We start from the raw sequence: 25,839 nt of genomic DNA on the forward strand, positions 1-25,839 counted from the left end.
CGCCGCGCGGCGGCCGCCGCGGGCGCCACCGCCGGCAGCTTGGTCATGACGAAGCGGTGCACCGGCTCGCCGCTGGCGGGATGGCGGCGCTCCGTGCTTTCCGGCGCGGCAAGCAGCGCGCGGCTGACAATCGAATGCCAGGTGCCGGTGCTGGGCTGACGCTTGCCGTGATAGCCGCAGACGATCAGCCGGTCCTCGGCGCGCGTCATGCCGACATAGAGCAGCCGGCGGTATTCGTCGTCGGCAAGCTCCCGCGCCCTGGCCGAGGCCGCCTTGGAGAAGCCGTTCGCGACATCGGCGGCCGAGCGCCAGAGATAGCCCTTGCCGTCGAAATTGCGGCCCGAAGCGTCGAACGGCATCAGCCGCGGCAGATGCTGGTCGCTGAACGGCGCCGACCCGCCATCGACCAGGAAGACAACAGGCGCTTCCAGGCCCTTGGCGGCGTGCACGGTCATCACGCGGACCTCGTCGCGCGTCTGGTCCATCTCGCGCTTGATCTCCGGGCCGGTGTTCTCCAGCGTCGCCAGGAAAGCCTCCAGCCCCGGCAGTCCGGTGCGTTCCTCGGCCAGGCAGAAACTCAGGAATTCGTCGAGGATGTCGCCGGCTTCCGGTCCAAGCCGGGCGATCATCTTCTTGCGCAGGCCGTCGCGAGCCAGCACCCCGGCGTAGAATTCGAACACCGGCCGGAACGCCGCCTCGTTGGCCCAGCCGTCGAGCCGGGCAACGACATCGGTCAGCGCGGTATTGTCGCCAGCATGCTGGCGTAATGAGGCGATCAGCGATGTTCCGGCTGGCCGTCCGGCGCCAAGCGTAAAAAGCGTCTCCTCCGACACGTCGAAAACCGGGCTGCGCAGCACGGCGGCGAGCGACAGGTCATCCTGCGGCTGGATGAGGAAATGGCCGAGTGCGATCAGGTCCTTGACCGCGATGTGGCCGGGCAGGCTCAGCCGGTCGGCGCCGGCGACGGGAATATCGCGGTCCTTCAGCGCGCGCGACAGCGCATGGACGAAGCGGTCGCGCTTGCGCACCAGCACAAGAATGTCGCCGGCCCTCAGCCTGCGTCCCTTGCCCTCGATGATCTCGCGGTTTTTCAGCCAGGTCTGGATGGTCGCAGCCACGTGCTCGGCCACCCGCACAGCCGGCGCGCTGGCATGATTGACCGGCAACGTCCAGTCGTCGGGCTCCTCGACGGCGTCAGCGCCGAGCGACGGCCAGACCTCGACATAGCCCGGCGCATCGTTGCGGATCGCCTTGTGGTCGAGCGGGTCGGGATCATGGCTGATGCCGCGCCGCACGCCCGGCTCGGCAAAGACACGGTCGACGGCGGCAAGCACGTCGTCGGTCGACCGGAACGACCAGGTCAGTTTCAGGTCGGCAAACGAAGCATTGGCGGCGTTCACGCGTCCGGAAAACAAGAGCCGGCTGTCGGCGAAGGAATCCGGCGCGGCACCCTGAAAGGAATAGATCGACTGCTTTTCGTCGCCGACGGCGAACACCGTGCGATTGGTCGTGCCGCGCTGGCCGTGGCCGGCAAAGAACTCCTCCGCCAGCCGCTTCACCACCTCCCATTGGTCGGGGCTGGTGTCCTGCGCCTCGTCGAGCAGGATGTGGTCGATACCCTGGTCGAGCTTGTACTGCACCCAGGGTCCGGCATCCGGCCGCGCCAGAAGGTTGACGGTGCGGGTGATGAGGTCGTTGAAGTCGAGAAAGCCGCGGCTGCGCTTCAGGCGCTCGTACCGCACGATCAGCCAGTCGGCTATGGTCAACGCCGCGACCGTGCCTTCCAGCATCCGGAACAGCGCCAGCCGGTCGGAGACCTCTGTTATCGCCTTGACGGCCGCCAGATAGCGCTCGGGAAGGTCGGGCAGCCGGCCGAGCAGCGCCTTCTTGAACAACTTTGAGGGATCATAGGGGTCGCCATCGCCCTTGAGAAAGGCTTTGCCGAGCATCTGCAGCCGGCGGATCGGGTCCGTCTCGGCAAAGGCCAAGCGAGCATAGGGCAAGAGATTGTTGAGCACGGTGCGGGCGTCGGTGGCCTCGGCGGCACTGGAAAACACTGCAAAGAAGTCCGGCAGGAAACCAGGCAGCGGCCATGCCGATGCCGCTATGTCTTCGGCGCTCTGCCCGGGGCGAAAATGGAATTCGTCGAACAGGGCCTGAAAGCCGGCGCCCTCGCGCCTCACCGCATCGATGAAGCCGCGTAAACCGTCGCGCTTGCGCACGATTTCGGCGAGCAGCGTATCGAGTCCGTGTTCGCCGCCGCGCTCCAGCACGGTGGCAAAGGCCACGGTCAGTCCGGCGTCTCCGGCTGACGTGCCCGAAATCATGTCGCGGCGGGCGCCGGCAAACAGCGAGGCCTCCATCTGCGGATCGAGCATTTCGAAATGCGCCGGGATGTTGGCCTCCAGCGGAAATTGGTGCAGCACCGATTCGCAGAAGGCGTGGATGGTCTGGATCTTCAGCCCGCCCGGCGTTTCCAGCGCTTCGGCAAACAGCCGGCGCGCCCGCCGCATCGTGTCGCGGTCGGGTCGGCGGCCGGCCACCCCCACAAACTCAGTGGCAAGCGCGGCAGCGCCGAGCGCCGTCCATTCCGACAGGGTCGAGAACACGCGGTTCGACATGTTGGCGGCGGCCGCCCGCGTATAGGTCAGGCACAGGATCTTCGACGGATCGGTGCCGTTGAGCAGCAGCCGGATGACGCGCTGGGCCAGCACATGCGTCTTGCCCGAGCCGGCATTGGCCGACACCCAGGCCGAGTTCTTCGGGTCGGAGGCGCGCGCCTGGCTGGCGGCGGTTTCGCTGGGGATGGGATAGGCTTTTTTCATGCCTCCCCCGCCTCGTCATCGCTGTCGCCGCCGGCCGACCATTCGAGCACGCGCGCCAGATGGTCGTAATCGCCATCGCTCTCGCCCTCGCGAAAAGGCAGCGCCCGCGACAGATAGCCGGTCGTCGGATCGGCATAATGGACCAGCAGCTTTTCCAGCCGCGCCCAGGCCTCCTCGGCGAGGTCTTCGGCGGTCCGGGGCTGGCGGTTGTAGTCGAGGATGGATTCCTCGAACACTTCGCCATTCGGCTTCAGCCGCACGAATGCAAGCTGCGAGGGTTCGCGCGCGCCAAGCCCCTTGAAGGCGCCGCGCCGGAGCAGCGCCCCTTCGAGCGCCAGCTGTGGCGCCAGCAGCGTGTGCGCCTGCGCCTTGGATGGCGAGGAGCCGGTCTTGTAATCGAGAATGTCGGCCATGCCACCGGCCAAAAGGTCGACGCGGTCGGCATAGCCGGACAGCGTCACACCGGTACGGCCGACAGCCGTCTTTTCGGCGCGCTCCTCGGCATGCCGCCGGGCGACGGCAGGGGCGCGGCCGCGCTCCCATTCGATGATGTTGGCGGCGAGCTTTTCGAAGCGCGGCCACCACACCGCCTCGACGTCGGCGGGCAGGGCGATCTCGGCAAAGCAGGTCCGGCCGGCAGCGATGAGGCGTTCCAGAGCTTCGGGCGCGCGGGGATCCGCCACCTCTGTCGAGAACAGATGCAGGATGTCATGAAACAGCGTGCCGCGCTCGGCCGCGCCGGGGTCGCGGATCACCGGCTCGAGCGGCAGAAGGCTCAGAATACGCTTGGCATAGACCGCATAGGGGTCGCGGCGCAGCGTCTCGATCTCGGTCACCGAGAAGTGGGTGGGCCGCATGCTCAGCGGCGGTTTCGGCTGCGGTCGCGGCGCGAAATGCTGCCGCTCGCCGGCATCGAGCGCGCGCGCCCAGGCAAGCAATTCGTCGCCGCGTCCGCGCAGTGCGGCTGCAGGATCCTTGCCGATGAAGGTGAGGATGCGCTGCAACCAGCGCGACGGCACCGCCGGTGCGTCGCTGGCGCGGGCGGAGCGCGTCAGCACCACCTTTTTCGCCCCCATCGCCATCTGGAAGTCGTGGGCGGCAAGGCCGATGCGCCGCTCCGGCGGCTCGAGATCGATGCCGGCCTTCATCAACCGCGACATGAAGCGATCGCTTTCCGGCTTGCGTGGCCACACGCCTTCGTTCAGCCCGCCAATGACAAGCGTGTCGACGCTCTGCAGCCGTGCCTCCAGCGCGCCCCATATCGCGATGTTGCGGTCTGTGCCTTGCCCCGGCTTGACCGTTTCCGGTGCTACCAGCGCGTCCATCACATCAGGCCATTCGTCGGCCGGGAAGTCGAACGATGCAGACGCGGCGACCACACCGCGCAGCAGCTCGGCGAGTTTCTCGCCGGCGTCGCCGGCATAAAATTCAGCCAGGCTGCCCTCCGCCGTGCGGCCGAGATTTTCCAGCGCGGCGACGCTCGCTCTGGTCAACGCGACGAGATCGGCATTCTCTTCACCGCGAAAGGCAGTCAGCGGCGCCAGCGCCGCCACAAGCCTGCTCAGCATATCGCGGGCATCGTCGATGCCGCGCACGCTCAGGCGCGAAAACCAGAAGGGCTGGCGCTTGTCCCCGCTCAGCCCGGCGAGACGCTCCTCGAACAGTGCTGGCAAGGCGGCGATGTCGGGGCGTCCGGTGCCGCCGCGCAGCGCCACGAGTTCGATGAGCTCGGCGGCATGGCGCACGCCGGTGCGCTCAAGTCCGAGCCCGAGCAGCGGATGCTTGAGCAGCGACAAAAGGTCGACGGGATCGCCGGGCCGGAATACCGCGTGAAGTGTGAGCCGCAGCAGGCTGGCTGCAGGCGTGTTGGCGAGCGGCGTGCCGCCGGAATCGTCAGCGATCACACCGAAGCGCAACAGCTCAGCCGAGACGCGCCGCGCCAGCCCGCGGTCGCCGGTAACGAGCGCTGCCCTGTGCCCCGGCTGTTCCACGGCGGTTTTCAGCGCGATGGCGATCGCCGCCGCCTCGTCGCGTTCGCTGGCGGCTTCGACCAGCGTCACGTCGGCGAAGGCCTCGGCGATGTCTACGGCGTTGAAGCATATGCGGGTCTCGGCCCATAATTCCGTGGTCTCGGCCGGCCGCAGCGCCTCGCCGACAAGGGCCGCGCGGAGCGCCAGTGCGGGCTCGGCGGAGACCACTTCCTCGACATCGCCACGCAGCACGCCAATCTTGCCGATCAGCTTGGCCATGCCGTATTGCGGGTGGCCAAGCAGTGCCGGCCGCGCACCGGGCGCCCCAATCGCGGCAAAAGACGGTTCGTCCAGCATCCCATCGAGCCCGGGCAGCACCACGGCGCCGTTGGGCAGGCTGGCGACCGTGGCAAGCAGTTCGGCCGTGGCGGGAATAGAGCCCGTCGAGCCGGCGGCGATCACCGGGCCTTTGGGCGGGTTGCGTTCCAGCCGCTTCGCCTCGCGCCGGATCAGCGCATTGCGGTGCGCGGCCGGGTTGGAGCGGTCGCGCTCCTCCAGTAATTTCGGCCAGGCCTCGGTGACGATACGGAGGAAATCGAGCGTCACAAGCCACCATCCGGCAAGATTGCCGGTGACCAGATCGGCAAGCCTGGTCCAGTCCGTGCCTTCGGTTTCGATCTCGTCCATCAGCCGGGCGAGGTCACGCGCTAGCCAGATCGCATCGGCGGCGGAGGCCGGCACGACGATCTCTTCGTTGAACATATCAAGGACATGCGCCGGCAAGGTGCGCTTCCAGGCCCGCACCAGCGGCGCCAGTAGCAGCAGGCGTTCGATGGCTGCGATCGGCGGCGCCATTTCAAGCTCGGTCGGCGTGCCGGCGTCGAAGGCGGCTTCGTCCTCGTCGAACTCTCCGAGCGGGCGGATGACCGGCAGGATCGCCGAACGGCGGCTCCCTCCCGGTCCCGAAAGCGCGTCGACAAAAGTGCCGCGCAGCGCACGGGCCGCGCGCCGTGTCGGCACATAGATGGTGACATCAGCCAGCGCCAGCGGATCGCCGTCGAACCGGAAGCCGGGCACCAGCCGTCCGGCCAGCAAGGCCTCGGCCAGAGTCGGCAGGAATGGCGCTCCGGGCGGGATCGAAAGAACGCGGCGCGCGCCGCTCAAACCAACTTCGCGAGAGCGTCGGCGACCGCCGCTTCCGCCTGCGGAATGGCGTCGGGAGTGCCGACGGTGATCCAGCTTCCGCGCATCTGCATGCCGAACAGACGGCCAGAGGCGATTGCCTTGTCGAAATAGGTGTTGAGCGAATGCGCCCCGGCCGGCGCATCCCTGAAGATGGCGGGATTGACGATTGCCGCTCCGGCATAGATCAACCCGGCCGGATCGCCTTTCGAGCGCCGCAGGCCGCCATCCGGCGCCATCAGGAAATCCGTGCCGACACCGTGTCCGGTGGCCGAGTCGAGATCGGTAAGCATCAGCAGAATATCCATTTTCGCGCCGTCCCATGCAAGGGCAAGGCGCTCGAGGCTGGGCTGGCCGCTGTCGATCCAGAACGTATCGGCGTTGATGATGTAGAAGGGTTCGGCACCCAGCAGCGGCAATGCCTTGACGATGCCACCCGCCGAATTCAGCAGCGCGTCGCGCTCGTCGGAAATGACGATCTTTGGCGCCCGCCTGTGGGCGATATGGGCGACGATCTGGTCCGGCAGATAGTGCACGTTGACGATGGCTTTCTCGACGCCGGCCGCTTCGAGACTGTCCAGCCCCCAGTCGAGCAAGGTCCTGCCGGCGATCCGCACCAGCGGCTTCGGCATGGTGTCGGTGATCGGCCGCATGCGCTTGCCAAGACCCGCCGCCAGCACCATCGCTGTGGTCAAGGTCACGGGAGCCGTTCCTCCAGCAGGCCATGTGCCATGTAAAACTCCTTCAGCTGAGCCAGCGCCGGGTGCGCCAGCGCCCGCCTGAGATAATCGCGGATGCGCGGCAGGTGTCGGAGATAATAGGGCTTGCCGTCGCGCTTTTCGAGCCGCACGAAAATGCCGAGGATCTTTGAATTGCGTTGCGCCGCCATGATCGCATAGGCCCTGCGGAAGGCGTCCTCATCGAAGCCGACGGCGGCGTGCCGCGCAGCGACATAGGCGTCCACGGTCCGCTGCTCGATATCGGGCGAAACGGTGACGCGGGCATCCATGGCCAGCGACGCAACGTCATAGGCCGCAGGACCCATCAGCGCGTCCTGGACGTCGACGATGCCGAGGCGGTCGTGGCCTTTGCGGTCACCGCGCCAGATGATGTTGGGCGAATGGAAGTCGCGCAGCATCAGCGTGTATTTCTGTGTGTCCAGCCGATCGAGAACCGCGTTCCATTCCCTGTGATAGCCGGCGCGTAAAGCCTCGCTTGCCGGGCTGCCGGTCACCATCGGCACATACCAATCGACCAAGAGATCGGCTTCGATCAGCATGGCGTCGCGATCGAACGGCGGCACCTCGTGGAAGACGCCCGGCACGGCCTCCATGCGCTGCGGCCAGGTCTTCCCATGCATCATCGCCAGCAATTCGGCCGCTGCCGCGTAGCGCTCGGCCACCGGCTCATCATTGCCGTCGAGAAAACCTTCCGAGCCCAGATGCTCCAGCAGCAGAAAGCCCCGTTCGAGATCCTCGGCATGGATTTTTGGGACACTGACACCTTGCGACAGCAGCGCCTTGTCGATGGCGACGAAAGCGGTGACCGACTGCGCCGTGTGGGCGATCACGGCATAGGGCTTGCCGTCGCGCACCGGCGGCCCCAGCACCAGCCGCGGCGAATTCATCAGCACGCGCGGCGCAAGGCCGGCGAGCGAAACAATCTCGTAAGAGCGCGCCGAGGCGTCGCCGACGAAATGACGCCGCGCGGCGTCGCCCCAACCGGCCGTTTTGAGGAAATCGCGCATCGCCAGCGATCGCGCCACGCGTTCGAAGGCAACGCCTTGGCCCGATAGTTTCGCCAATCGTCCTTCGTCCTGATGGACGAGTTCGATCCAGATCGACGTTCTCGGAAGAGCGGCCTCCGCCCGTTCCGGCCACTCGACAAGGGCAGCGCCCTGCAGCAGCGCCTCGTCGAAACCCAGCTCGTCCATCTCGCCGGCCGAGGACAGGCGATAGAGATCGAAATGGTGCACGGGGATGCGCGTGTCGTAGCTTTGCACCAAGGTGAAGGTAGGGCTCGGCACATCGAGGCCGGCATCATCGGCCAGCGCCCTGATCAGGGCCCGCGCCAGCGTCGACTTGCCGGCGCCGAGATCGCCCTTGAGCGCCAGCACGTCGCCCGGCCGCAGCGCCATGGCCAGGTCTTCGCCGAGCCTTGCGGTCGCAGCCTCGTCGGCGAGAAAACGCTCCAGCACAACAACAGTCATCGAGCGCGCTACTCGGCCGCGGCGCGGATGCCCGACGGTGCATCGGGGAAGGTGCAGATGACGGTGGTGCCCTTGTCCTTGCCGGTCTCGATGCGCACGCTGCCGCCGTGCAGCTCGACAAAGCTCTTGACGATCGACAGGCCTAAGCCCGCACCGCGCCGGCGCCCGCCATTGGTGCGCGGCTCGAAGCGGCGGAACACCGAATCGAGCAGGTCCGGCGGCATGCCGGGGCCGTTGTCATGGACGGAGAATTCCACACCTTGCTCCAAATGCCGGCAGGCAAGCGTGATAGTGCTCGCCTCCGGCGCGTAATTGGCGGCGTTGCTGAGCAGATTGTAGAGGATCTGGCGAACCCGGGTCTCGTCGCCGTGAAAACTCTTCGGCGCCGCAGCGGCGTCGATCCGGAGCTTGATCGAATGCTCTTGCAGCCGGTCGGCGACCAGTTCGGCCGCGGCCTCGATGGTGCGCTCGACGCTTACTTCCGAAATGTCGAGCTGCATGATGCCGGCGTCGACGGTGGCGAGGTCGAGTATGTCGTTGACGATGGTGAGCAGCACCGAGGATGACGAGCCGACATGCTCGACATATTCGCGCTGCTTTGGGCTGAGCGGCCCGGTCGCCGGCAGCGACAGAAGCTCGGTAAAGCCGATAATGTTGGTCAGCGGCGAGCGCAGCTCGTAGGAGACGTGCTGCACGAACTCGTTCTTCAGCTGGTCGGATTTCTGCAGCGCTTCGTTCTTGTCCTTCAGCGCGCGCTCGACATTGACGCTGTCGGTGACGTCCACAAAGGTCATCATCACCTGGCCGTTGGGCAGCGGGATGACGGCGTAGCTGAGCACTGTGCCGTTCTTCAGTTCGGTCTGGCCATGGCGGTCGCGGCGCTCGTCGTCGAAACCGGTGATGGCGGCGACGAACCCGCCCCACGGGCTGTCGACGGCGCGCTGGTCGCTGAGATCGCGGATCGCCGAGACATGGACGTTGGGCTTGATCACATCCTGGCTCAGTCCCCACAGCGCGACAAAGGCCGGGTTCGACAGGCGCAGCCGCCCATCGGGGCCGAACACCGCGACGCCTTCGGCCAGATTGTCGAGCGTTTCGCCCTGGACCCGCACCGCCGTCTGGTAGCGGCTTTCCAGGTCCATCTTCTCGGTCAGGTTCTCGAACACCCAGGTCACGCCGCCCTTCGGCTGCGGGTTGGCCACCACGCGGATGGTCTTGCCGTCGGGCAGATGCCACCAATGCTCTTGCGATTCCACCGCGCGGTAGGCGCCAAGCAGGCCTTCTTTCCAACGCCGCCATTCCGGCTGCTCGGCGATCTTGCCTTCGCTGCGCAGCCGGTCGAGCAGCAGCGCATTGTCGGGCGCGCTGTGCAGGAAGCCCGGGTCCAGCCCCCACAGTTTCTGGAACGCCTGGTTGAAGAAGCGCAACTTTTCGTTGGCATCGAAGATCGCCACCGCCGTGTTGAGCTGGTCGAGCGTGTCGGCATGGCTGCGCACCGTGCGCTCATATTCGCCGCGAATGGTTTCGGTGGCGCTGGTGTCGCAGGCAAGGCCGGCCGAGCCGTCCGCACCGGCGAAGTCGGTGACGGCGAACACGCGGCGGTCGCCCTCGATCACCGTCGACAGCGTTTGTTCGAAGATTGGGCGCGATTTGTGCTGCGCGGCGATCTGTTCGCGCGCTTGGGCGCCGAGGAATTCCTTGGCTTCGCGCACGGCGGTCTCGGCGTTCGGTGCCTCGACCGCTCCGGCATAGGCACGGTTGACCCATTTCAGCCGCCCGTCGGTGGCGCGCAGCCAGGCCGGCATCGGCAAGGCGTCGAGCAGGCCGATCATGGTCTCGTAGTCGGCGGCCAGACGCTGGTTCTCGATCTTCAGCCTGGCTTGGCTCCTCTGAGTTTCCGACAGCGAGACGAAGCGCACCAGCACATGCGCGGCGCTCTTGCGGCCATGCACTTCAAGCGGCGCCCCGGCCTGCGATTCGATCACGAGATCAAAGGGTTTCGCTTTCTCGCGCAGACCAGCGACGGCATTTTCGAGCGCCGCCGCCGAGCGCGGCATCAGCCAGCGGCCGAAGGCGAGGAAGGCTGCACGGTCGTCCGGCGCACCGCTTTCCAGCGGCAGCGTGCCGATCAGCTCCGGCTTCTTGTTCTCCGACGCCCAGACGATGACGCGCTGGTCACGCAGATTGAGCAGCGCCTCGGAGCGCTGCAGCGCCGCATTGATGTCGGCAATGCGGGCTCTGAGTTCGACATTCTGCGCCGAGGTGCGGGCTCTTTCGCGGATCAGGAAGATGGCCGAGACCAGTGCCGCGCCCATGACGCCGACGAACATGGCGAGCTGGATGACTTCGACCGCGCTGACCGACAGTCCGGCCTTCTGCGCAATGGCCGGCTCGGCATGGGCGGCAAACGAGGTGAGCGGGCCGGCAAGAGCTGAGGTGGCAAGAAAGCCGGCGGTGCGGGCGCCGACGCGCCTCTTCAGGCCACCGCCTGTCGTGACGGAGCCATTGCTATCGGAATCGTCATGGCCGCCGGAAACGGCCGATCCCGCGCGAGGCGGGTTTTCCCCCGGCATGCCTTGGTCCTCTTCGCCGCCTGAATGCAAGACCGCCCAGATCAGGATCACGTTTGATGGAAACGCCCTTCTGACCTAACTCTTTTCTAAAGAGCATGATCTTTTCCGAAAACCGCTTCCCACTTTTCGCCGACGCGGTCCTTCGGTTCGAATCATGCTCTCGATGCGTACGCCGGCCTCGTCCCCGGCCCACGAATCAGCACAATAGCGCGTGCTGGAATCGGCGTGAAGAATCATCCGCGCAAAAAAGAAGCCGGGCGAAAAGTCAATCGCCCGGCTTCAATATCTAGTGGTAAACGCCGCTTTGGCTAATAGCGGTAGTGTTCCGGCTTGAACGGACCCTGCGGGGTCACGCCGATATAGGCGGCCTGTTCGCCGGAAAGTTCGGTCAAGCGGGCTCCAAGCTTGTCGAGATGCAGACGCGCCACCTTCTCGTCGAGGTGCTTGGGCAGCACATAGACCTGGTTCTGGTACTGGCCGGGCTTGGTGTAGAGTTCGATCTGCGCCAGCACCTGATTGGTGAACGAAGCCGACATCACGAAGCTCGGATGACCGGTCGCGTTGCCGAGGTTGAGCAGGCGCCCCTCGGACAGCAGGATCATCCGCTTGCCGTCCGGGAAGGTTATCATGTCGACCTGCGGCTTGACGTTGGTCCATTGCAGGTTGCGCAGCGACGCGACCTGGATCTCATTGTCGAAGTGGCCGATATTGCCGACGATCACCATGTCCTTCATCGAGCGCATGTGGTCGAGGGTGACGACATCCTTGTTGCCGGTGGTGGTGATGACGATGTCGGCGGTCGGTGCGGCATCTTCCAGCGTGACGACTTCAAAGCCGTCCATCGCCGCCTGCAGCGCGCAGATCGGATCGACTTCCGTGACCTTGACGCGGGCGCCGGCGCCCTTGAGCGAAGCCGACGAGCCCTTGCCGACGTCGCCATAGCCGCAGACGACCGCAACCTTGCCGGCCATCATGGTGTCGGTGCCGCGGCGGATGCCGTCGACCAGCGATTCCTTGCAGCCATATTTGTTGTCGAACTTCGACTTGGTGACCGAGTCGTTGACGTTGATCGCCGGGAACGGCAGCAGACCCTTCTTCTGCAGCTGGTATAGCCGGTTGACACCCGTGGTCGTCTCTTCGGTGACGCCGCGAATGGCTTCCTTCTGCTTGGTGAAGAAGCCGGGCGAGGCCTTCAGGCGCTTCTTGACCTGGGCGTAGAAGTATTCCTCTTCCTCGCTCTGCGGGTTGGACAGCACGTCCTCGCCGGCTTCGGCGCGGGCGCCGATCAGTATGTACATGGTGGCGTCGCCGCCATCATCGAGGATCATGTTGGAGAGGCCGCCATCGGCCCACTGGAAGATCCTGTCGGTATAGTCCCAGTACTCCTCGAGCGACTCGCCCTTGACGGCGAACACCGGGATACCGGCCTCGGCGATGGCCGCGGCCGCATGGTCCTGGGTCGAGAAGATGTTGCACGAGGCCCAGCGGATATCGGCGCCAAGCGCCTTCAGCGTCTCGATCAGCACCGCCGTCTGGATGGTCATGTGCAGCGAGCCGGTGATGCGCGCACCTTTCAACGGCTTCTTGTCGCCGAATTCTTCGCGGCAGGCCATCAGGCCCGGCATTTCGGTTTCGGCGATATCGAGTTCCTTGCGGCCCCAGCCGGCAAGCGAGATGTCGGCAACCACATAGTCCTTGCTACCTGTCATGGCAGTGCTCCGGTGCGATTTGTCTTCAGAATGCGCCTGCGCCACACGGCGCGTCGAAGGGCGCGGAATGCCGGCCTGACTAGCAGATCGCCGCCAAGACGACAATGGGATATAAAGAAATCTTTATGCGCGCATGTGGTTGCGGAGCATGATCCCGAAAAGTGGAAGCCGGTTTCGGACAAGATCATGCTCAAACAAAAAAGAGCTTCAGCACTCTTCGCCGAAGCGCGAGGCGACCAGCTGCTCCAGCGCGTCCATCGCCGCTGCGGCTTCAGCGCCGCTGGCTGTGACGCGGATCGAATAACCGGGGCTCGCCGCCAGCATCATCAGCCCCATGATCGAGGTGCCGCCGACCTTGAGACCATCCTTCTCGACATGGACGGTGGCGTCGAAGCCGCTGGCGACCTGGACGAACTTCGCCGAGGCGCGCGCATGCAGGCCGCGCTGGTTGACGATCGGGAACTCGCGCACGATCTCACCGGGCGACAGCGCGTTCATTTGCTGCTCAGCAGCTGACTTGCGACGTTGATGTATTTGCGCCCCGCGGCCTGCGCCTCGTCGAGCGCGGTCGCCATGTTGTCGCCCTTGCGGATCGACGACAGCTTGATCAGCATCGGCAGGTTCATGCCGGCGATGACCTCGGTGCGACCGGATTCCATCACCGAAATGGCGAGGTTGGAAGGCGTGCCGCCGAACATATCGGTCAGAACGATGACCCCGGTCCCGGTGTCGACGCGGCCGACGGCGTCGACGATATCGCGCCTACGCTGCTCCATATCGTCATCGGCGCCGATTGCCACGGTTTCGAAATTGTCTTGTGGCCCCACGACATGTTCCACGGCATGGCGGAACTCGGCGGCCAGTTGACCGTGCGTTACAAGCACGAGTCCGATCATTCTATGGTGGCTCCCGTCATCGCCGCTTCACAGGCGCTTTTTATGCTCGCCGGCCATCCCAGGCGGCGGGAGCGCTATCTTGTCGACGCGCGGCGCGTTGACAAGCCCAAAATTGCGTCGGCCATGGCCAATTTGACGCATTGCAGCAAAAAACCGGCGGCGGATCATACGAAAGGCGCAATCGCCAGCCGCGCCATTACCGCCGGCAAAGCCGCAGTGACGTTGCGCTGAACGAGGTCGATGCGCGGCACCACACAGCCGGCAATGGTCGCGCTCGACTCTTCCTGGAAACGCTCCACAGCGTTAGCGGCAACCAGCTGGATCGTAAGGTCGATGACTCCCACAGGTTGGAACAAAAGCGGCTTCGGACCAAGTCCGGGCACCTCTGCGAGGCCGGCAATGCTGGCTGGCGCATGGCAGACCAGCCGCCCGAAACGCGCCGCGCCAAACAGCTGGTCGTCGCCGATCAGCCGCGCAAACAGCCCGAGCCGGCTGAAATGGTCGATGAGCGCCAGCGCCAGCGTTGTCTTGCCCGAGCCGGACGGCCCGGTGATCAGGACGCCCCGCTCGCCAATCAGGACTGCGGTGGCATGGATGTTCTCGGGTTCCGCGGTGGGATCGGGCATGCGCAGCCGCGATCAGCCTTCGGCCGGCAGCGTAACGACGAAGCGCGCGCCCTTGATGTCGCCGGGCTTGGTGCCGGGGATGTTCTCGGCGGTCAGCGTGCCGCCATGGGCTTCGACGATCTGCCTGGATATCGACAGGCCAAGCCCCGAATTCTGGCCGAACGCCTCGCCGGCCGGGCGGTCGGTGTAGAAGCGCTCGAAGATGCGGTCGATGGCGTCGGCGCGGATTCCGGGGCCGTTGTCGTCGACGGTGACGATGTTGACCTTGCCCGAGCGTGCCAGGGAAATGGCGATATGGCCGTGGTCCTCCGGCACGAAGGAGCGGGCATTCTCGATCAGATTGGTGATGACCTGGCCGATCCTCAGATCATGGCCGGTGACGAAATAGCCTTTGACGCCTTGCGGCAGCTTGGCGGCCTTGAATTCGATCTCGACAGCCTTTTTGTTGCGCGTCGCTTCGCGCGACACGGCGACGAGATCGGTGATGAATTTCTTCAAATCGACCGTGGCGGCATCCTCACGCGCCAGTTCGGCGTCTAGGCGCGAGGCATCGGAAATGTCGGTGATCAGCCGGTCGAGACGCCGGACATCGTGCTGGATGATCTCCATCAGCCTGCCGCGTGAATTGTCGTTCTTGGCAAGCGGCAAGGTCTCCACCGCGCTGCGCAGCGAGGTCAGCGGGTTCTTCAGCTCGTGCGAGACATCGGCAGCGAAGCTTTCGATCGCCTCGATGCGGGCATAGAGCGCATTGGTCATGTCGCGCACCGCGACCGACAAATTGCCGATCTCGTCCTGGCGGTCGGAAAAGTCGGGGATCTCCTCGCGGCTCTTGACGCCGCGCCGCACCCGCACTGCCGCCGCCGATAGCCGGCGCAGCGGATTGGCGATGGTGGATGCGAGCAGCATCGACAGGATGGCGGTGACCAGGGCGGCGATGCCGAACACGCGCAAAATAGCCTTGCGCTCGGCGGCGACGATCTTGTCGATGTCGCCGCCTTCCGTCGACAGCATCAGCACGCCGAGAACGGCGCGGAAGCGCTGGATCGGCACCGCCACTGAAACGATCTGCTCGCCCTGTTCGCTCACCCGCACGATCGTCGACGGACTGCCGGTCAGCGCCTTGACCACTTCCGGGAAGGCCGCACCGTTGCCGCCGGGCTGCTCATGGTAGACGGGCAGGTCCTTGTTGCGGAAGAAGTCGAAGACGAATTTCTGCACGCGCTCCAGCATATCCGGCTGCTCGTCCTCGACCGGAGGCAGGTCGTAGCGCAGGATCTGGCCGCGCGAGTAGAGATGGCGCGAATCGAGCAGCAGATTGGCGTCGCGGTCATAGATGCGGGCCCGGGTGCGCGTCGGCGAAATCAGCCGCCGCAGCACCGGCGCGACGCGCTCGGGGTTGATCGGGAAATCCAGATTGTCGAGCTGGTCTGAGCCCGGCCCCAGGCTTTCACCGGCCTGCAGTTCGAGTAGTTTTTCCGGATCGATGCTGATCGAATCGGTCTCGACCGTTGCCGACGCGGCAATGGCGCCGGCGATGATCTCGCCCTGCGTCATCAGGCTTTCGACGCGGGCGTCGATCAGCCCGTCGCGGAAGGTGTTGAGATAGAGGATGCCGGTGACCAGCACGGCGAGGCCGGCCAGGTTGAGGAACAGGATGCGCCGGGTCAGGCTGGAAAAGATGTGGTGGCCGAGGAAGCGGCGCATCGGCACCGTCAACCTCGACAGGAATGCGGGCAGAATCCGCGACCGCCTGACAGCGCTCGTTCGTCTGCTCCGCTGTACATCCACTGCCATCGAATAGCAGCTCCCGCCTAGTCTTTGGTTTTATGCATGTCGTCGTCCCAAAAACCGCGACCACTTTTGGGCGACATGCATCAACTCAAGCTTCGCGGAACCGGTATCCGACTCCGTAAAGGGTTTCGATCATTTCGAAGTCGTCATCGACGGCCTTGAACTTCTTGCGCAGCCGCTTGATGTGGCTATCGATGGTGCGGTCGTCGACATAGACCTGCTCATCATAGGCGGAATCCATCAGCGCATCACGGCTTTTTACCACGCCGGGGCGCTGCGCCAACGAGTGCAGGATGAGAAATTCGGTGACCGTCAGCGTCACCGGCTCGCCCTTCCAGGTGCAGGTATGGCGTTCCTGGTCCATGACGAGCTGGCCGCGTTCCAGCGAACGGGCCTGCTGGCTGGGCGCCTTTGCCGCAGCTTCGCGGGCGCTGGCGCGGCGCAGCACGGCGCGCACCCGCTCGACCAGCAGGCGCTGCGAGAACGGTTTGCGGATGAAATCGTCGGCGCCCATCTTGAGGCCGAAAAGCTCATCGATCTCATCGTCCTTCGAGGTCAGGAAGATCACCGGCAGGTCGGACTTCTGCCGCATCCGGCGCAACAGCTCCATGCCGTCCATGCGCGGCATCTTGATGTCGAGGATGGCGAGATTCGGCGGCCGCGCCGCCAGGCCTTCCAGCGCCGACGCACCATCCGTGTAGGTCTCGACGCGATACCCCTCGGACTCGAGGGCGATCGACACCGATGTCAGAATGTTGCGGTCGTCATCGACAAGCGCGATTGTTGCCATTTCAAGCGGCTCCCTCATGAGCTGTCCCTTCTGTCTTAGAGAAGGGGCTTTTGCAGGACAAATTAGGTACAAAATGTGGCACAGGCTCCACCCGCTGTCGCGGACGGCTTGCCGGCGGCCCCATTCAGAACCTCTACACGGGTTGGACGAACACTGTGTGCCAATCCTTTGGGCAACCACCGTGATTTTTTGCACATATAAACGATTTAAACAACTTTCAAAATTTTTAAATCGATTAATGATTTGATATCATTCGGGTTTTCTGGTTCTCACCGTCTCAGCCCCTAACGCGGGCTCGCCGGAAACGCGCCGGCAAAGTGCGGCGAATCCAGAAGAAGGGACCCTTAATGTCGGAAGTCGGCAAACGCAATTCTGCTTGCGCGATCGATCGTATCGGCCTGAAAACCACCGGCACGGTGCATTATAATTTTGGTGCGGCCGCCCTTTATGAGGCAGCGATCCGCCGTGGCGAGGCCCGGTTGACCGCCGGCGGCGCGCTGCTTGCCGAGACCGGCCAGCACACCGGCCGCTCGCCCAAGGACAAGTTTGTCGTCCGCGATGGCGCCACCGAGCCCCATGTCTGGTGGGACAACAACAAGGCGATTTCGGCGGGCCAGTTCGAAATGCTGCTCGCCGATTTCCTTGTCCACGCCGCGAATAGGGATCTCTATGTGCAGGACCTCGTCGGCGGCGCCGATGCCGAGCTGAAGCTGCCGACGCGGGTCATCACCGAATTCGCCTGGCACTCGCTGTTCATCCGCAATCTTTTGATCCGCCCGCAGGCCGCCGAGCTCGAGGATTTCGTGCCGGAGATGACGATCATCGACCTGCCGTCCTTCCGCGCCGATCCGGCCCGTCACGGCAGCCGCACCGATACGGTGATTGCGGTCGATCTCGCCCGCAAGATCGTGCTGATCGGCGGCACTTCCTATGCCGGCGAGATGAAGAAGTCGGTGTTCACCATGCTCAACTATCTGCTGCCGGAAAAGGGCGTCATGCCGATGCACTGCTCGGCCAATGAGGGCCCGGGCGGCGACGCAGCGATCTTCTTCGGGCTTTCCGGGACGGGCAAGACGACGCTGTCGGCCGATCCGTCACGTACGCTCATCGGCGACGACGAGCACGGCTGGGGACCGCACGGCATCTTCAACTTCGAAGGCGGCTGCTACGCCAAGACGATCCGGCTGTCGGCCGAGGCCGAGCCGGAGATTTTCGCCACCACGCAGCGTTTCGGCACGGTGCTAGAAAATGTCGTGCTCGACGCCGACCGCGTGCCGGACTTCAACGACGGCCGGCTCACCGAAAACACGCGCTGCGCCTATCCGCTGGATTTCATCCCCAATGCCTCGAAGAGCGGACGGGCCAGCCACCCGAAAAACATCATCATGCTGACCGCCGATGCCTTCGGCATCATGCCGCCGATCGCACGGCTGACCCCGGCGCAGGCGATGTATCACTTCCTCTCCGGCTACACCGCCAAGGTGGCCGGCACCGAGAAAGGCGTTACCGAGCCGGAAGCGACGTTCTCGACCTGCTTCGGCGCCCCGTTTATGCCGCGCCACCCCAAGGAATACGGCAATCTGCTGCGCGAGCTGATCGCCCGCCACGGCGCCGATTGCTGGCTGGTCAACACCGGCTGGACCGGTGGCGCCTACGGCACCGGCAAGCGTATGCCGATCAAGGCGACGCGCGCCTTGCTGGCCGCAGCGCTTGACGGTTCGTTGAAGGCGTCCGGTTTCCGCACCGACGCCAATTTCGGCTTCGAGGTGCCGGTTGCTGTGCCTGGCGTCGACAGCGCCATTCTCGACCCGCGTTCGACCTGGGCCGACAAGGCAGCCTATGACCGGCAGGCAGCGCGATTGGTCGGCATGTTCGCCGTCAACTTCGAGAAATTCGAGAGCCATGTCGATGCCGTCGTGCTCGGCGCAGCACCCCGCCTGCAGGAAGCTGCGGAATAGTCGAGGCGTCTTCACCGAAGCATCCTTGAAAGGCGCGATCTCGATCGGGCCTTTTCTTTTTTGGTCCGCCGCGCCATGACTGCGGCATGCCTATCGACGACATCATCATATCAGACGAAGCCGTAATCCATCCGGGCGACCTGCACGAGGATTTCATCCGCTCGTCGGGTCCCGGCGGCCAGAACGTCAACAAGGTGGCGACCGCCGTCCAATTGCGCTTCGACGCCGCCAATGCGGCTGGCCTGTCCGAACGCGTGCGCGCGCGCACGATCAAGCTCGCCGGCCAGCGCGCCACCAAGGACGGCGTCATCGTCATCGAGGCCGGCCGCTTCCGCACCCAGGAGCAGAACCGGGCCGATGCCCGGGTAAGGCTGACGGCGCTGGTCGCCAAGGCCGCGGAACCGCCGCCGCCGCCGCGCAAGAAGACCAGGCCGTCGAAAGGCTCGGTGGAGCGGCGGCTGCAAAGCAAGGCAGGGCGCGGCACGATCAAAAAGCTGCGCGGCCGGGTAGAGAACGACTAAGGACCGTGCCGACTGCGTGCATAAAGCGGCCTCCCCTTCGGAGCCGCAGCCGCAAGGTTTCACCATTGCCACAGAAAGGGAGACCGACAACGGTGGCTTTCGGGTCGCTGTTTCTGATTGGCGGTGGCATGGTTTCAGTATCAACCGGAGGCGAAGTCATGCTCGTTCTGCCCAAAGGCGTCCGCCACATGCCTGGTCATCTGTCCCGCGCGGCGCAGGAAGCGCTGGTCGAAGAGGTGAGGACCATTGTACAGCGCGCGCCGCTGTACGTGCCGGCGATGCCGCGGACCGGCAAGGAGATGAGCGTGCGCATGACCAATTGCGGCACGCTCGGCTGGGTCACCGACAAGGAGCTGGGCTATCGCTACCAGCCCACGCACCCACTCACCGGAGAGCCATGGCCGCCGATCCCGGACGCGCTGCTGCAATTGTGGCGGGAGGTCGCCGCCTATCCGAATCCGCCGGAGGCCTGCCTGGTCAATTTCTATACGCAGGACGCCAAAATGGGTCTGCACCAGGATCGCGACGAAGCCGATTTCTCGGCCCCAGTGGTCTCGGTGTCGCTTGGCGACGATTGCCTGTTCCGGGTCGGCCAAGTGACGGGCAGGGGGGCCACACGCGACGGCGGCACCAAATCGTTCCGCCTGAAAAGCGGCGACGTCGTCGTGCTCGGCGGCGAAGGCCGGCTCTGCTTCCATGGCGTCGACCGCATCTACCCGTCGACCTCGGCGCTGCTGAAAAATGGCGGCAGGATCAATCTGACGCTGCGGCGGGTGACCTTGCCTTGAAGAGGTGAGAGTGCATTCTTGCACTTACTGAACCACTGACCTTGCGAATGAAAAGTCCCTAACGGAATTTAAGGTTTCGGCCGCTAGTCTGCGCCAAAACGTCATCATTCCCGGTGTGGATACCATGCTCGAAATCGAATCCGAAGTGATTTGGCGCTACATTCGAAATGCCGCATGGCGCACGGTTTCGATCGCCCGCTCGGATGCATCGCTCTACCTGTTCATTGGCATCTACACTGCAACGGGGCTGGGGTTTCTGGCTTGGGTCGGCGCGCTCCATCGCACCGCATACCAGACCTACGTGCCGATATGGCTTATGGTTTTCGGTTTCGTGCTGCCGGCGGTATCGCTTCTCCTGGAAACCGGCTGGCTTTTGCATCGATTTGAGCGTCGGCGGAAATTTGCTGCGGGCAAGATGTTCTCAGCCGAGCGGATGGCGGTTCTCTTTTCCGGCATATGTCTGTTGATGGGCATCATGATTTTCCAAAGCACCTTCACCTCGGTCAAGAACGGCATGTCCGTCCTGTGGAAAGGTTTCCCCTATGATCGCGCCTTGGCAGATATCGATGCCTATCTGCATTTCGGCACTGATCCGTGGCGATGGCTCTACGTTATCGGCAAGCATGACTGGGTACGGGAATCCGTCGGATGGAACTACGACATGCTGTGGTTCATCATTTGCTACAGCATGCTGTTTTTCATGGTCACGTCACCACGCACCACGCATCTGAAGAGACGCTATGTGCTGTCCTTCATGGTGGTGTGGGTAGTCGTCGGAAACATCCTGGCCGGGCTGTTCATGTCGGCCGGACCGGCGTTCTACGGCTATGTCACCGGCGATGTGCCACGCTTCGGTGAACAGCTTTCGTTTCTTGCGCAAAGCCCGTCGGCGAGTTCCGCCGCCGTGTACCAGCAGTATCTGTGGACGCTCCAGACCGAGGGTGTGACTGGACTCGCGTCGGGAATATCGGCATTTCCAAGCGTTCATGTCGCCTTGATCACCCTGAATGCGGTGTATACCTGGGAGTACGACCAGCGGTTGGGCGCCATCGCATTTCTGTATGTCGCCTTCATAGTCGCGAGTTCGGTCTATCTTGGTTGGCACTATGCGATCGATGGTTATGCGGCGGTCGCGCTCACGATCGCCCTATGTGCGGCCGTCCGCAAGCTGGTACCCGACGGCGAAATCCTGATGCCAGGCCCGGCCCGGCAATCGGCGGCTGGCGGCAGCCGCCCGGAGGCGGCCGTCACAGTTTCCTGAGCGCCACTTCCTCGACAAGATGATTGGCGCCCTTGCGCAGGATGAGGTCGGCCCGCGCCCGTGTCGGCACGATGTTCTCGCGCAGGTTTTTCAGGTTGATGTTGGCCCACAAGCCTTCCGCAATGGCGCGCGCGGCGTCTTCCGAAAGCTGCGAATAGCGGTGGAAGAAGGAGTCCGGATTGCGGAACGCCGTCTCGCGCAGGCGCATGAAGCGGGCGATGTACCATTGGTGGATCAGCTTTTCGTCGGCATCTATATAAATGGCGAAATCGAAGAAATCCGACAGGAACGGCACGATCTTGCCGTCCTTCGGCAATTTGCCGGGTTGCAGAACGTTGATGCCTTCGAAGATCAGAATGTCTGGCCGGTCGATGGTGACGAACTCGCCGGGAATGACGTCATAGGTCAAATGCGAATAGACGGGCGCTCGGACATTGCGCTGCGCCGACTTGATGCCCGAGAGGAAACGCAGCAGCGCACCGACATCGTAGCTGTCGGGAAAGCCCTTGCGCTCCATCAGATTGTCTCGTCGCAACACCTTGTTGGGTAAGAGAAAACCGTCGGTGGTGATGAGATCGACCTTGGGGCTCGACGGCCAGCGCGCCAGAAGCTCCTTCAGCACGCGCGCCGTGGTCGATTTGCCGACCGCAACCGAACCGGCAATGCCGATGATGAACGGTGTCTTGACCACATCCAGCGCGTTGAAGAAGGCCTGGCGCTGGCGAAACAGCAACTGGCTGGCCTCGACATGCGCCGAAAGCAGCCGCGAGAGCGACAGATAGATGCGCTTGACTTCTTCCAGGTCGACCGGATCGTTCAGCGAGCGCAGACGGTTGATCTCGTCTTCGCCCAGCGTCATCGGCGTGTCGGCGCGGAAGTTCGACCATTGCTCGGCCGAGAAGAAACGATAGGGGGAATATTTCTCGGTCGGAGCGAGCTGGTCCATCGAGTTTCCTGCCCTCTAGAGCATGAGGCCGAAAAGTGTGAAGCGTTTTTCGGGCGACATCATGCTCCCTCTGTCAATTTAGAGACGGATTCAGATTTAAGGCCTCGGCCCGAAATCATCCGGCTCTAGCGGTCAGCCTTTCGGCCGGGATGCCTTTTCAGTGACGCCCGAACGGCCGGTGCGGCCCTCAAGCTCCTTCAGCACCTCGCCTAGCGAAACGCCGGCGATGCCAAGCACGACGAGCCAATGATATATGAGATCGGCACTTTCGGAAACGAGAGCATTTTTGTCGCCTTTGACGGCGGCAATCACCGTCTCGACTGCCTCTTCACCAAGCTTCTGCGCCGCCTTGTCGATGCCTTTGGCGAACAGTTTTGCCGTCCACGAGTCCGGGTCGCCGGAACGGGCGCGTTCGCCAATGATCGTTTCCAGATCGGACAGCGAAAATTCAGCCATGGCGCAGCCTACAGCCTTTGTGGAGTGGATTGAACCGGATAGTCCAGCCGCATCGGCAGCCCGGCCTCGGCCATATGCGCCTTGGCTTCCGCAATCGTGTAAGTGCCGAAATGGAAGATCGAGGCGGCGAGCACGGCGCCGGCATGGCCGTCGCGAATGCCCTCGACCAGATGGTCGAGCGTGCCGACGCCGCCCGACGCGATGACTGGCACGCGAACCGCATCGGCTATCGCGCGGGTCAGCGCAATGTCGTAGCCGGCCTTGGTGCCGTCACGGTCCATCGAGGTCAAAAGAATCTCGCCAGCGCCGCGATCGACCATTTTTCGCGCGAACTCGACCGCATCGATGCCGGTCTTTTCGCGGCCACCGTGGGTGAAGATCTCCCAGCGGCCGGGCTCTTTGGGCGCCGACACCCTCTTGGCGTCGATGGCGACGACAATACACTGGTTGCCGAACTTGTCGGCGGCTTCGGCGACGAAATCGGGATTCTTCACCGCCGCAGTGTTGATCGACACCTTGTCGGCGCCAGCCAGCAACAGTTTGCGGATATCGGCCACCTGGCGCACGCCGCCGCCGACGGTCAGCGGCATGAAGCATTGCTCAGCAGTGCGGGCGACGACGTCGAAGATGGTTTCACGGTTGTCGGACGACGCGGTGATATCGAGAAAGCAAAGCTCGTCTGCGCCGGCCGCGTCATAGGCTTTGGCCGCCTCGACCGGATCACCGGCATCGATGAGGTCGACGAAATTGACCCCCTTGACGACTCGGCCGTTCTTGACGTCGAGGCAAGGGATGACTCGGGCCTTCAGCATCAGCCCTTCTCCATCGTCGCCAGCAACTCGCTTAGCAGTTCGCCGACCAGCGGCGGAACCTCGGCCTGCGCATCGAACGCCGGATCATAGGCGGAAATGGTAATGCCGGAAATCGGCAGCAGGCCGGCCATGCCGCAGACAGCCTGGCGCAGCTGTTTCGGCTCCGGGCCGCCGGGCGTGGTGTAGCGGTTGGCCTGCAGCGCCCCGGGGTCGTGCACGTCGAGATCGAGATGCAGGTGCACCCGCTTCGCGTCCGGCGCCTTTAGCCTGCCGCAGGCCGTGGCCCAGTCCGGGCATTCGGTGCGGATGACCGGCAACGTCTTCAACAGCTCCGTTTCGGCCGGATCGAGATCGCGCGCGTTGACCAGCACGCAGCGCGCCGGATCGATCGGCCTGAAGCCGGGGATGGCCGAGGCCATCGGCTTCCAGCACAGGCCGAGAACCGTGGCCAGCGCCATGCCGTCGAGAAAGCCGAAGATGGACGTCTCCGGCGTGTTGAGATCGCCATGCTGGTCGGCCCAGATGATCGCATCGGCATCCTCGCCGGCAACCGCACCGGCCGATGTCAGGCAATTGCCGGCCAGCACGATGGGGAACCGGCCGCGGTCTATGGCGATGCGAACCTCGCCGGAGACGGCACCGCACACGGCAAAGCCGGTGGCGATCTCGCGCTGCTGTTCGTCGCCAACCCTGCCGACATCGGTGACGACGACGTCATGCCCGGAGAGCGTCAGCGCGTCGACAAGCCCGCCGGCGATGAGTGCATCCGGGCCTCGGCCCATACCGCCGTGATAGTGGCCGCTGTCATAAGAGGCCAGGATGATGGAGATTTTCAAGATCTGGCCTCCATCGCCTTGCCCTGCAGCACCGCAAGCGCCTCGGCCGGATCGATGCGCCCGTCATAGAGCGCGCGGCCGGAGATGGCGCCTTCAAGTTTCTTTGCGTCGGGCATGGTCATGCGCACGATGTCGGCGATCGAGGCCAGCCCGCCCGAGGCGATGACCGGGATCGACACCGCGTCGGCGAGATCGATCGTGGCATCCCAGTTGATGCCGGTCAGAACGCCGTCGCGGTCGATATCGGTGTAGATGATGGCGGCAACGCCGGCGCCTTCGAATTTCTGCGCCAGTTCGATGACGCCGAGGCTGACGGCCTCGGCCCAGCCTTCGACCGCCACCTTGCCGCCCTTGGCGTCGATGCCCACGGCGATCTTTCCAGGAAATTCCTTGCAGGCTTCCCGGACCAGGTCGGGATCGCGCACCGCCACCGTGCCGAGGATGACGCGGGCCAGCCCGCGGTCGAGCCAGTCCTCGATCTGCGCCAGCGTGCGGATGCCGCCGCCGAGCTGCACCGGGTTTTTCGTCGCCTTGAGGATGGCGCCGACCGCCGCGCTGTTGACGCTCTGGCCCTTGAAGGCGCCGTTGAGGTCGACGACATGCAGCCATTCAAACCCTTGCTCTTCGAAGGCCTTGGCCTGGGCCGCAGGGTCGTCATTGTAGATGGTCGCGGTCGCCATATCGCCGTGCTTCAGCCGCACGCACTTGCCGTCCTTGAGGTCGATGGCCGGAAACAGGATCACCGTTCAGACCCCTTCCACAATGGCGAAATGCGAGGTCGAATAAGCGCGCCGGAATTTCAGCGCTGCCTGGTATTCGGGGGAATGGAAGCAAGCCAGCGCGATCTCGTAGCTTTCGAACTCGACGATCACATGGCGATTGCCGGATGGCCCTTCCGGGCTTGACGACTGACCGCCTCGCGTCAGGAATTTCGCGCCGTATTTGTCGAACGCCGCTTTGTTGGCGGCGATGTATTTCGGATAGTTTTCCGGATCGGTCACATCGACCATCGCCATCCAGTAGCCCTTCTTGCTCATCTCAAGGCCTCCAGCGCAGGAAGTTGGTGATCAGTGCCAGGCCGAGCGCCTGGCTCTTTTCCGGATGGAATTGCGTGCCGGCAAGGTTACCGCGCGCGACCGCCGCCGTTACCGGGCCGCCATAATCGGCGACGGCCAGCACTTCGTCCGGCCTTGTCGCCTCGAGATGGTAGGAATGAACGAAATAGGCGTGCAGACCCTTAGGCCCGGTCGTAATACCCGAAAACAGCGGGTGCTTGCGCTCCAGATCGATGGTGTTCCAGCCGATTTGCGGGATCTTCAGTGCCGGATCGGCGGGCGTGATCTCCTTGACGTCGCCGGCAATCCAGCCGAAGCCCTTGGTCACGGTCTTTTCCAGGCCGCGCTCCGACATCAGCTGCATGCCGACGCAGATGCCGAGGAACGGCCGCGCCTTGGCGATCGCTACCTCTTCCACCGCTTCCCACATGCCGGCGACGCCGCGCAGGCCCGCCGCACAATCGGCATAGGCGCCGACGCCGGGCAAAACGATGCGGTCGGCGCTGCGCACCCGCTCGGCGTCGGCGGTTAGCTCGATGGCAGCGGCAATGCCGGCTTCATGCGCGGCGCGCTCGAAGGCCTTGGTGGCCGAGCGCAGATTGCCCGACCCGTAATCGATGATGGCAACCCGCATC

22 protein-coding genes are annotated in these 25,839 nt (G+C 64.2%); 4 read left to right on the forward strand and 18 right to left on the reverse strand.

What is annotated here, in order from left to right; all coding sequences use genetic code 11:
* From addA to NKI06_RS17680, 11 genes are all read right to left on the reverse strand, one after another.
* The coding region (addA, locus tag NKI06_RS17630; RefSeq protein WP_352986390.1) for a double-strand break repair helicase AddA at positions 1–2,825 on the reverse strand (2,825 nt) is incomplete at its 3' end.
* A complete protein-coding gene (gene addB / locus NKI06_RS17635; protein ID WP_352986392.1) occupies positions 2,822–5,959 on the reverse strand; it encodes a double-strand break repair protein AddB in 3,138 nt (1,045 codons plus the stop codon). The genes addB and addA, both read right to left, overlap by 4 nt.
* Positions 5,956–6,660: a nucleotidyltransferase family protein gene (locus NKI06_RS17640; protein ID WP_352986473.1), complete on the reverse strand. Its 705-nt coding sequence runs from the start codon at positions 6,658–6,660 to the stop codon at positions 5,956–5,958. Before NKI06_RS17640 ends, addB begins: the two co-directional genes overlap by 4 nt.
* A gap of 14 nt (positions 6,661–6,674) precedes the next feature.
* Positions 6,675–8,186, reverse strand: coding sequence for a tRNA (adenosine(37)-N6)-threonylcarbamoyltransferase complex ATPase subunit type 1 TsaE (gene tsaE, locus NKI06_RS17645; RefSeq protein ID WP_023687431.1), 1,512 nt, complete (start codon positions 8,184–8,186; stop codon positions 6,675–6,677).
* A gap of 8 nt (positions 8,187–8,194) precedes the next feature.
* Positions 8,195–10,759, reverse strand: a complete 2,565-nt coding sequence (locus NKI06_RS17650) for a sensor histidine kinase (protein WP_023672300.1) — start codon at positions 10,757–10,759, stop codon at positions 8,195–8,197.
* A gap of 308 nt (positions 10,760–11,067) precedes the next feature.
* A complete protein-coding gene (gene ahcY / locus NKI06_RS17655; RefSeq protein WP_023681401.1) occupies positions 11,068–12,468 on the reverse strand; it encodes an adenosylhomocysteinase in 1,401 nt (466 codons plus the stop codon).
* A 207-nt stretch (positions 12,469–12,675) separates the two neighbouring features.
* A complete protein-coding gene (locus NKI06_RS17660; RefSeq protein WP_023672303.1) occupies positions 12,676–12,966 on the reverse strand; it encodes an HPr family phosphocarrier protein in 291 nt (96 codons plus the stop codon).
* Positions 12,963–13,364: a PTS sugar transporter subunit IIA gene (locus NKI06_RS17665; protein WP_023672304.1), complete on the reverse strand. Its 402-nt coding sequence runs from the start codon at positions 13,362–13,364 to the stop codon at positions 12,963–12,965. The genes NKI06_RS17660 and NKI06_RS17665 overlap by 4 nt, the downstream gene beginning before the upstream one ends.
* Before the next feature lie 164 nt (positions 13,365–13,528).
* Positions 13,529–13,990 carry an HPr kinase/phosphorylase gene (locus NKI06_RS17670; protein WP_352986395.1) on the reverse strand — a complete coding sequence of 154 codons (462 nt, stop codon included), beginning with the start codon at positions 13,988–13,990 and terminating at the stop codon, positions 13,529–13,531.
* A gap of 12 nt (positions 13,991–14,002) precedes the next feature.
* Complete coding sequence (locus NKI06_RS17675) at positions 14,003–15,784, reverse strand: sensor histidine kinase (RefSeq protein ID WP_023672307.1); 1,782 nt, start codon at positions 15,782–15,784, stop codon at positions 14,003–14,005.
* A gap of 85 nt (positions 15,785–15,869) precedes the next feature.
* Positions 15,870–16,571: a response regulator transcription factor gene (locus tag NKI06_RS17680; protein WP_010912942.1), complete on the reverse strand. Its 702-nt coding sequence runs from the start codon at positions 16,569–16,571 to the stop codon at positions 15,870–15,872.
* Between the two features lie 347 nt (positions 16,572–16,918).
* Here NKI06_RS17680 and NKI06_RS17685 point away from each other — a divergent pair, with 347 nt between their 5' ends.
* The 4 genes from NKI06_RS17685 to NKI06_RS17700 all read left to right on the forward strand — a co-directional run bounded on the left by NKI06_RS17685 (position 16,919) and on the right by NKI06_RS17700 (position 21,099).
* The gene (locus NKI06_RS17685; RefSeq protein ID WP_023714500.1) at positions 16,919–18,529 is read left to right on the forward strand and encodes a phosphoenolpyruvate carboxykinase; all 1,611 of its coding nucleotides are present in this window, start codon (positions 16,919–16,921) and stop codon (positions 18,527–18,529) included.
* 86 nt (positions 18,530–18,615) lie between these two features.
* Positions 18,616–19,050, forward strand: a complete 435-nt coding sequence (gene arfB / locus NKI06_RS17690) for an alternative ribosome rescue aminoacyl-tRNA hydrolase ArfB (protein ID WP_023832656.1) — start codon at positions 18,616–18,618, stop codon at positions 19,048–19,050.
* A 158-nt stretch (positions 19,051–19,208) separates the two neighbouring features.
* A complete protein-coding gene (locus NKI06_RS17695) occupies positions 19,209–19,838 on the forward strand; it encodes an alpha-ketoglutarate-dependent dioxygenase AlkB family protein (RefSeq protein WP_023741284.1) in 630 nt (209 codons plus the stop codon).
* A gap of 124 nt (positions 19,839–19,962) precedes the next feature.
* Entirely contained in the window at positions 19,963–21,099 is a 1,137-nt protein-coding gene (locus NKI06_RS17700) for a phosphatase PAP2 family protein (RefSeq protein WP_023681407.1), read from the forward strand.
* Here the strand turns inward: NKI06_RS17700 and coaA are convergent.
* From coaA to hisH, 7 genes are all read right to left on the reverse strand, one after another.
* Positions 21,086–22,045, reverse strand: a complete 960-nt coding sequence (gene coaA / locus NKI06_RS17705; protein ID WP_023672313.1) for a type I pantothenate kinase — start codon at positions 22,043–22,045, stop codon at positions 21,086–21,088. The genes NKI06_RS17700 and coaA overlap by 14 nt on opposite strands.
* A gap of 132 nt (positions 22,046–22,177) precedes the next feature.
* Positions 22,178–22,501 (reverse strand): phosphoribosyl-ATP diphosphatase, encoded by a 324-nt coding sequence (locus NKI06_RS17710; protein ID WP_352838799.1) that lies wholly within the window; start codon positions 22,499–22,501, stop codon positions 22,178–22,180.
* 8 nt (positions 22,502–22,509) lie between these two features.
* Positions 22,510–23,316, reverse strand: coding sequence for an imidazole glycerol phosphate synthase subunit HisF (gene hisF / locus NKI06_RS17715; RefSeq protein ID WP_352986474.1), 807 nt, complete (start codon positions 23,314–23,316; stop codon positions 22,510–22,512).
* Positions 23,313–24,149, reverse strand: a complete 837-nt coding sequence (locus tag NKI06_RS17720) for an arginase family protein (RefSeq protein ID WP_352986398.1) — start codon at positions 24,147–24,149, stop codon at positions 23,313–23,315. The genes hisF and NKI06_RS17720 overlap by 4 nt, the downstream gene beginning before the upstream one ends.
* Complete coding sequence (gene hisA, locus NKI06_RS17725; protein WP_352986400.1) at positions 24,146–24,892, reverse strand: 1-(5-phosphoribosyl)-5-[(5-phosphoribosylamino)methylideneamino]imidazole-4-carboxamide isomerase; 747 nt, start codon at positions 24,890–24,892, stop codon at positions 24,146–24,148. Before hisA ends, NKI06_RS17720 begins: the two co-directional genes overlap by 4 nt.
* Positions 24,893–24,895: 3 nt before the next feature.
* Positions 24,896–25,186: a DUF1330 domain-containing protein gene (locus tag NKI06_RS17730; protein ID WP_023681412.1), complete on the reverse strand. Its 291-nt coding sequence runs from the start codon at positions 25,184–25,186 to the stop codon at positions 24,896–24,898.
* 1 nt (position 25,187) lies between these two features.
* A complete protein-coding gene (gene hisH / locus NKI06_RS17735) occupies positions 25,188–25,838 on the reverse strand; it encodes an imidazole glycerol phosphate synthase subunit HisH (protein ID WP_352986403.1) in 651 nt (216 codons plus the stop codon).
* Position 25,839 lies beyond the last annotated feature (1 nt).

The sequence above is a fragment of the Mesorhizobium sp. M0772 genome, from assembly GCF_040320135.1.
Classification (GTDB): Bacteria; Pseudomonadota; Alphaproteobacteria; order Rhizobiales; family Rhizobiaceae; genus Mesorhizobium.

Coding starts and splice junctions, on each gene's coding strand:
- NKI06_RS17640 (WP_352986473.1), bottom strand. CDS start 6,660: ATGGTGCTGGCGGCGGGTCTTGGCAAGCGCATGCGGCCGATCACCGAC.
- tsaE (WP_023687431.1), bottom strand. CDS start 8,186: ATGACTGTTGTTGTGCTGGAGCGTTTTCTCGCCGACGAGGCTGCGACC.
- NKI06_RS17650 (WP_023672300.1), bottom strand. CDS start 10,759: ATGCCGGGGGAAAACCCGCCTCGCGCGGGATCGGCCGTTTCCGGCGGC.
- ahcY (WP_023681401.1), bottom strand. CDS start 12,468: ATGACAGGTAGCAAGGACTATGTGGTTGCCGACATCTCGCTTGCCGGC.
- NKI06_RS17660 (WP_023672303.1), bottom strand. CDS start 12,966: ATGAACGCGCTGTCGCCCGGTGAGATCGTGCGCGAGTTCCCGATCGTC.
- NKI06_RS17665 (WP_023672304.1), bottom strand. CDS start 13,364: ATGATCGGACTCGTGCTTGTAACGCACGGTCAACTGGCCGCCGAGTTC.
- NKI06_RS17670 (WP_352986395.1), bottom strand. CDS start 13,990: ATGCCCGATCCCACCGCGGAACCCGAGAACATCCATGCCACCGCAGTC.
- NKI06_RS17675 (WP_023672307.1), bottom strand. CDS start 15,784: ATGGCAGTGGATGTACAGCGGAGCAGACGAACGAGCGCTGTCAGGCGG.
- NKI06_RS17680 (WP_010912942.1), bottom strand. CDS start 16,571: ATGGCAACAATCGCGCTTGTCGATGACGACCGCAACATTCTGACATCG.
- NKI06_RS17685 (WP_023714500.1), top strand. CDS start 16,919: ATGTCGGAAGTCGGCAAACGCAATTCTGCTTGCGCGATCGATCGTATC.
- arfB (WP_023832656.1), top strand. CDS start 18,616: ATGCCTATCGACGACATCATCATATCAGACGAAGCCGTAATCCATCCG.
- NKI06_RS17695 (WP_023741284.1), top strand. CDS start 19,209: ATGCTCGTTCTGCCCAAAGGCGTCCGCCACATGCCTGGTCATCTGTCC.
- NKI06_RS17700 (WP_023681407.1), top strand. CDS start 19,963: ATGCTCGAAATCGAATCCGAAGTGATTTGGCGCTACATTCGAAATGCC.
- coaA (WP_023672313.1), bottom strand. CDS start 22,045: ATGGACCAGCTCGCTCCGACCGAGAAATATTCCCCCTATCGTTTCTTC.
- NKI06_RS17710 (WP_352838799.1), bottom strand. CDS start 22,501: ATGGCTGAATTTTCGCTGTCCGATCTGGAAACGATCATTGGCGAACGC.
- NKI06_RS17730 (WP_023681412.1), bottom strand. CDS start 25,186: ATGAGCAAGAAGGGCTACTGGATGGCGATGGTCGATGTGACCGATCCG.
- hisH (WP_352986403.1), bottom strand. CDS start 25,838: ATGCGGGTTGCCATCATCGATTACGGGTCGGGCAATCTGCGCTCGGCC.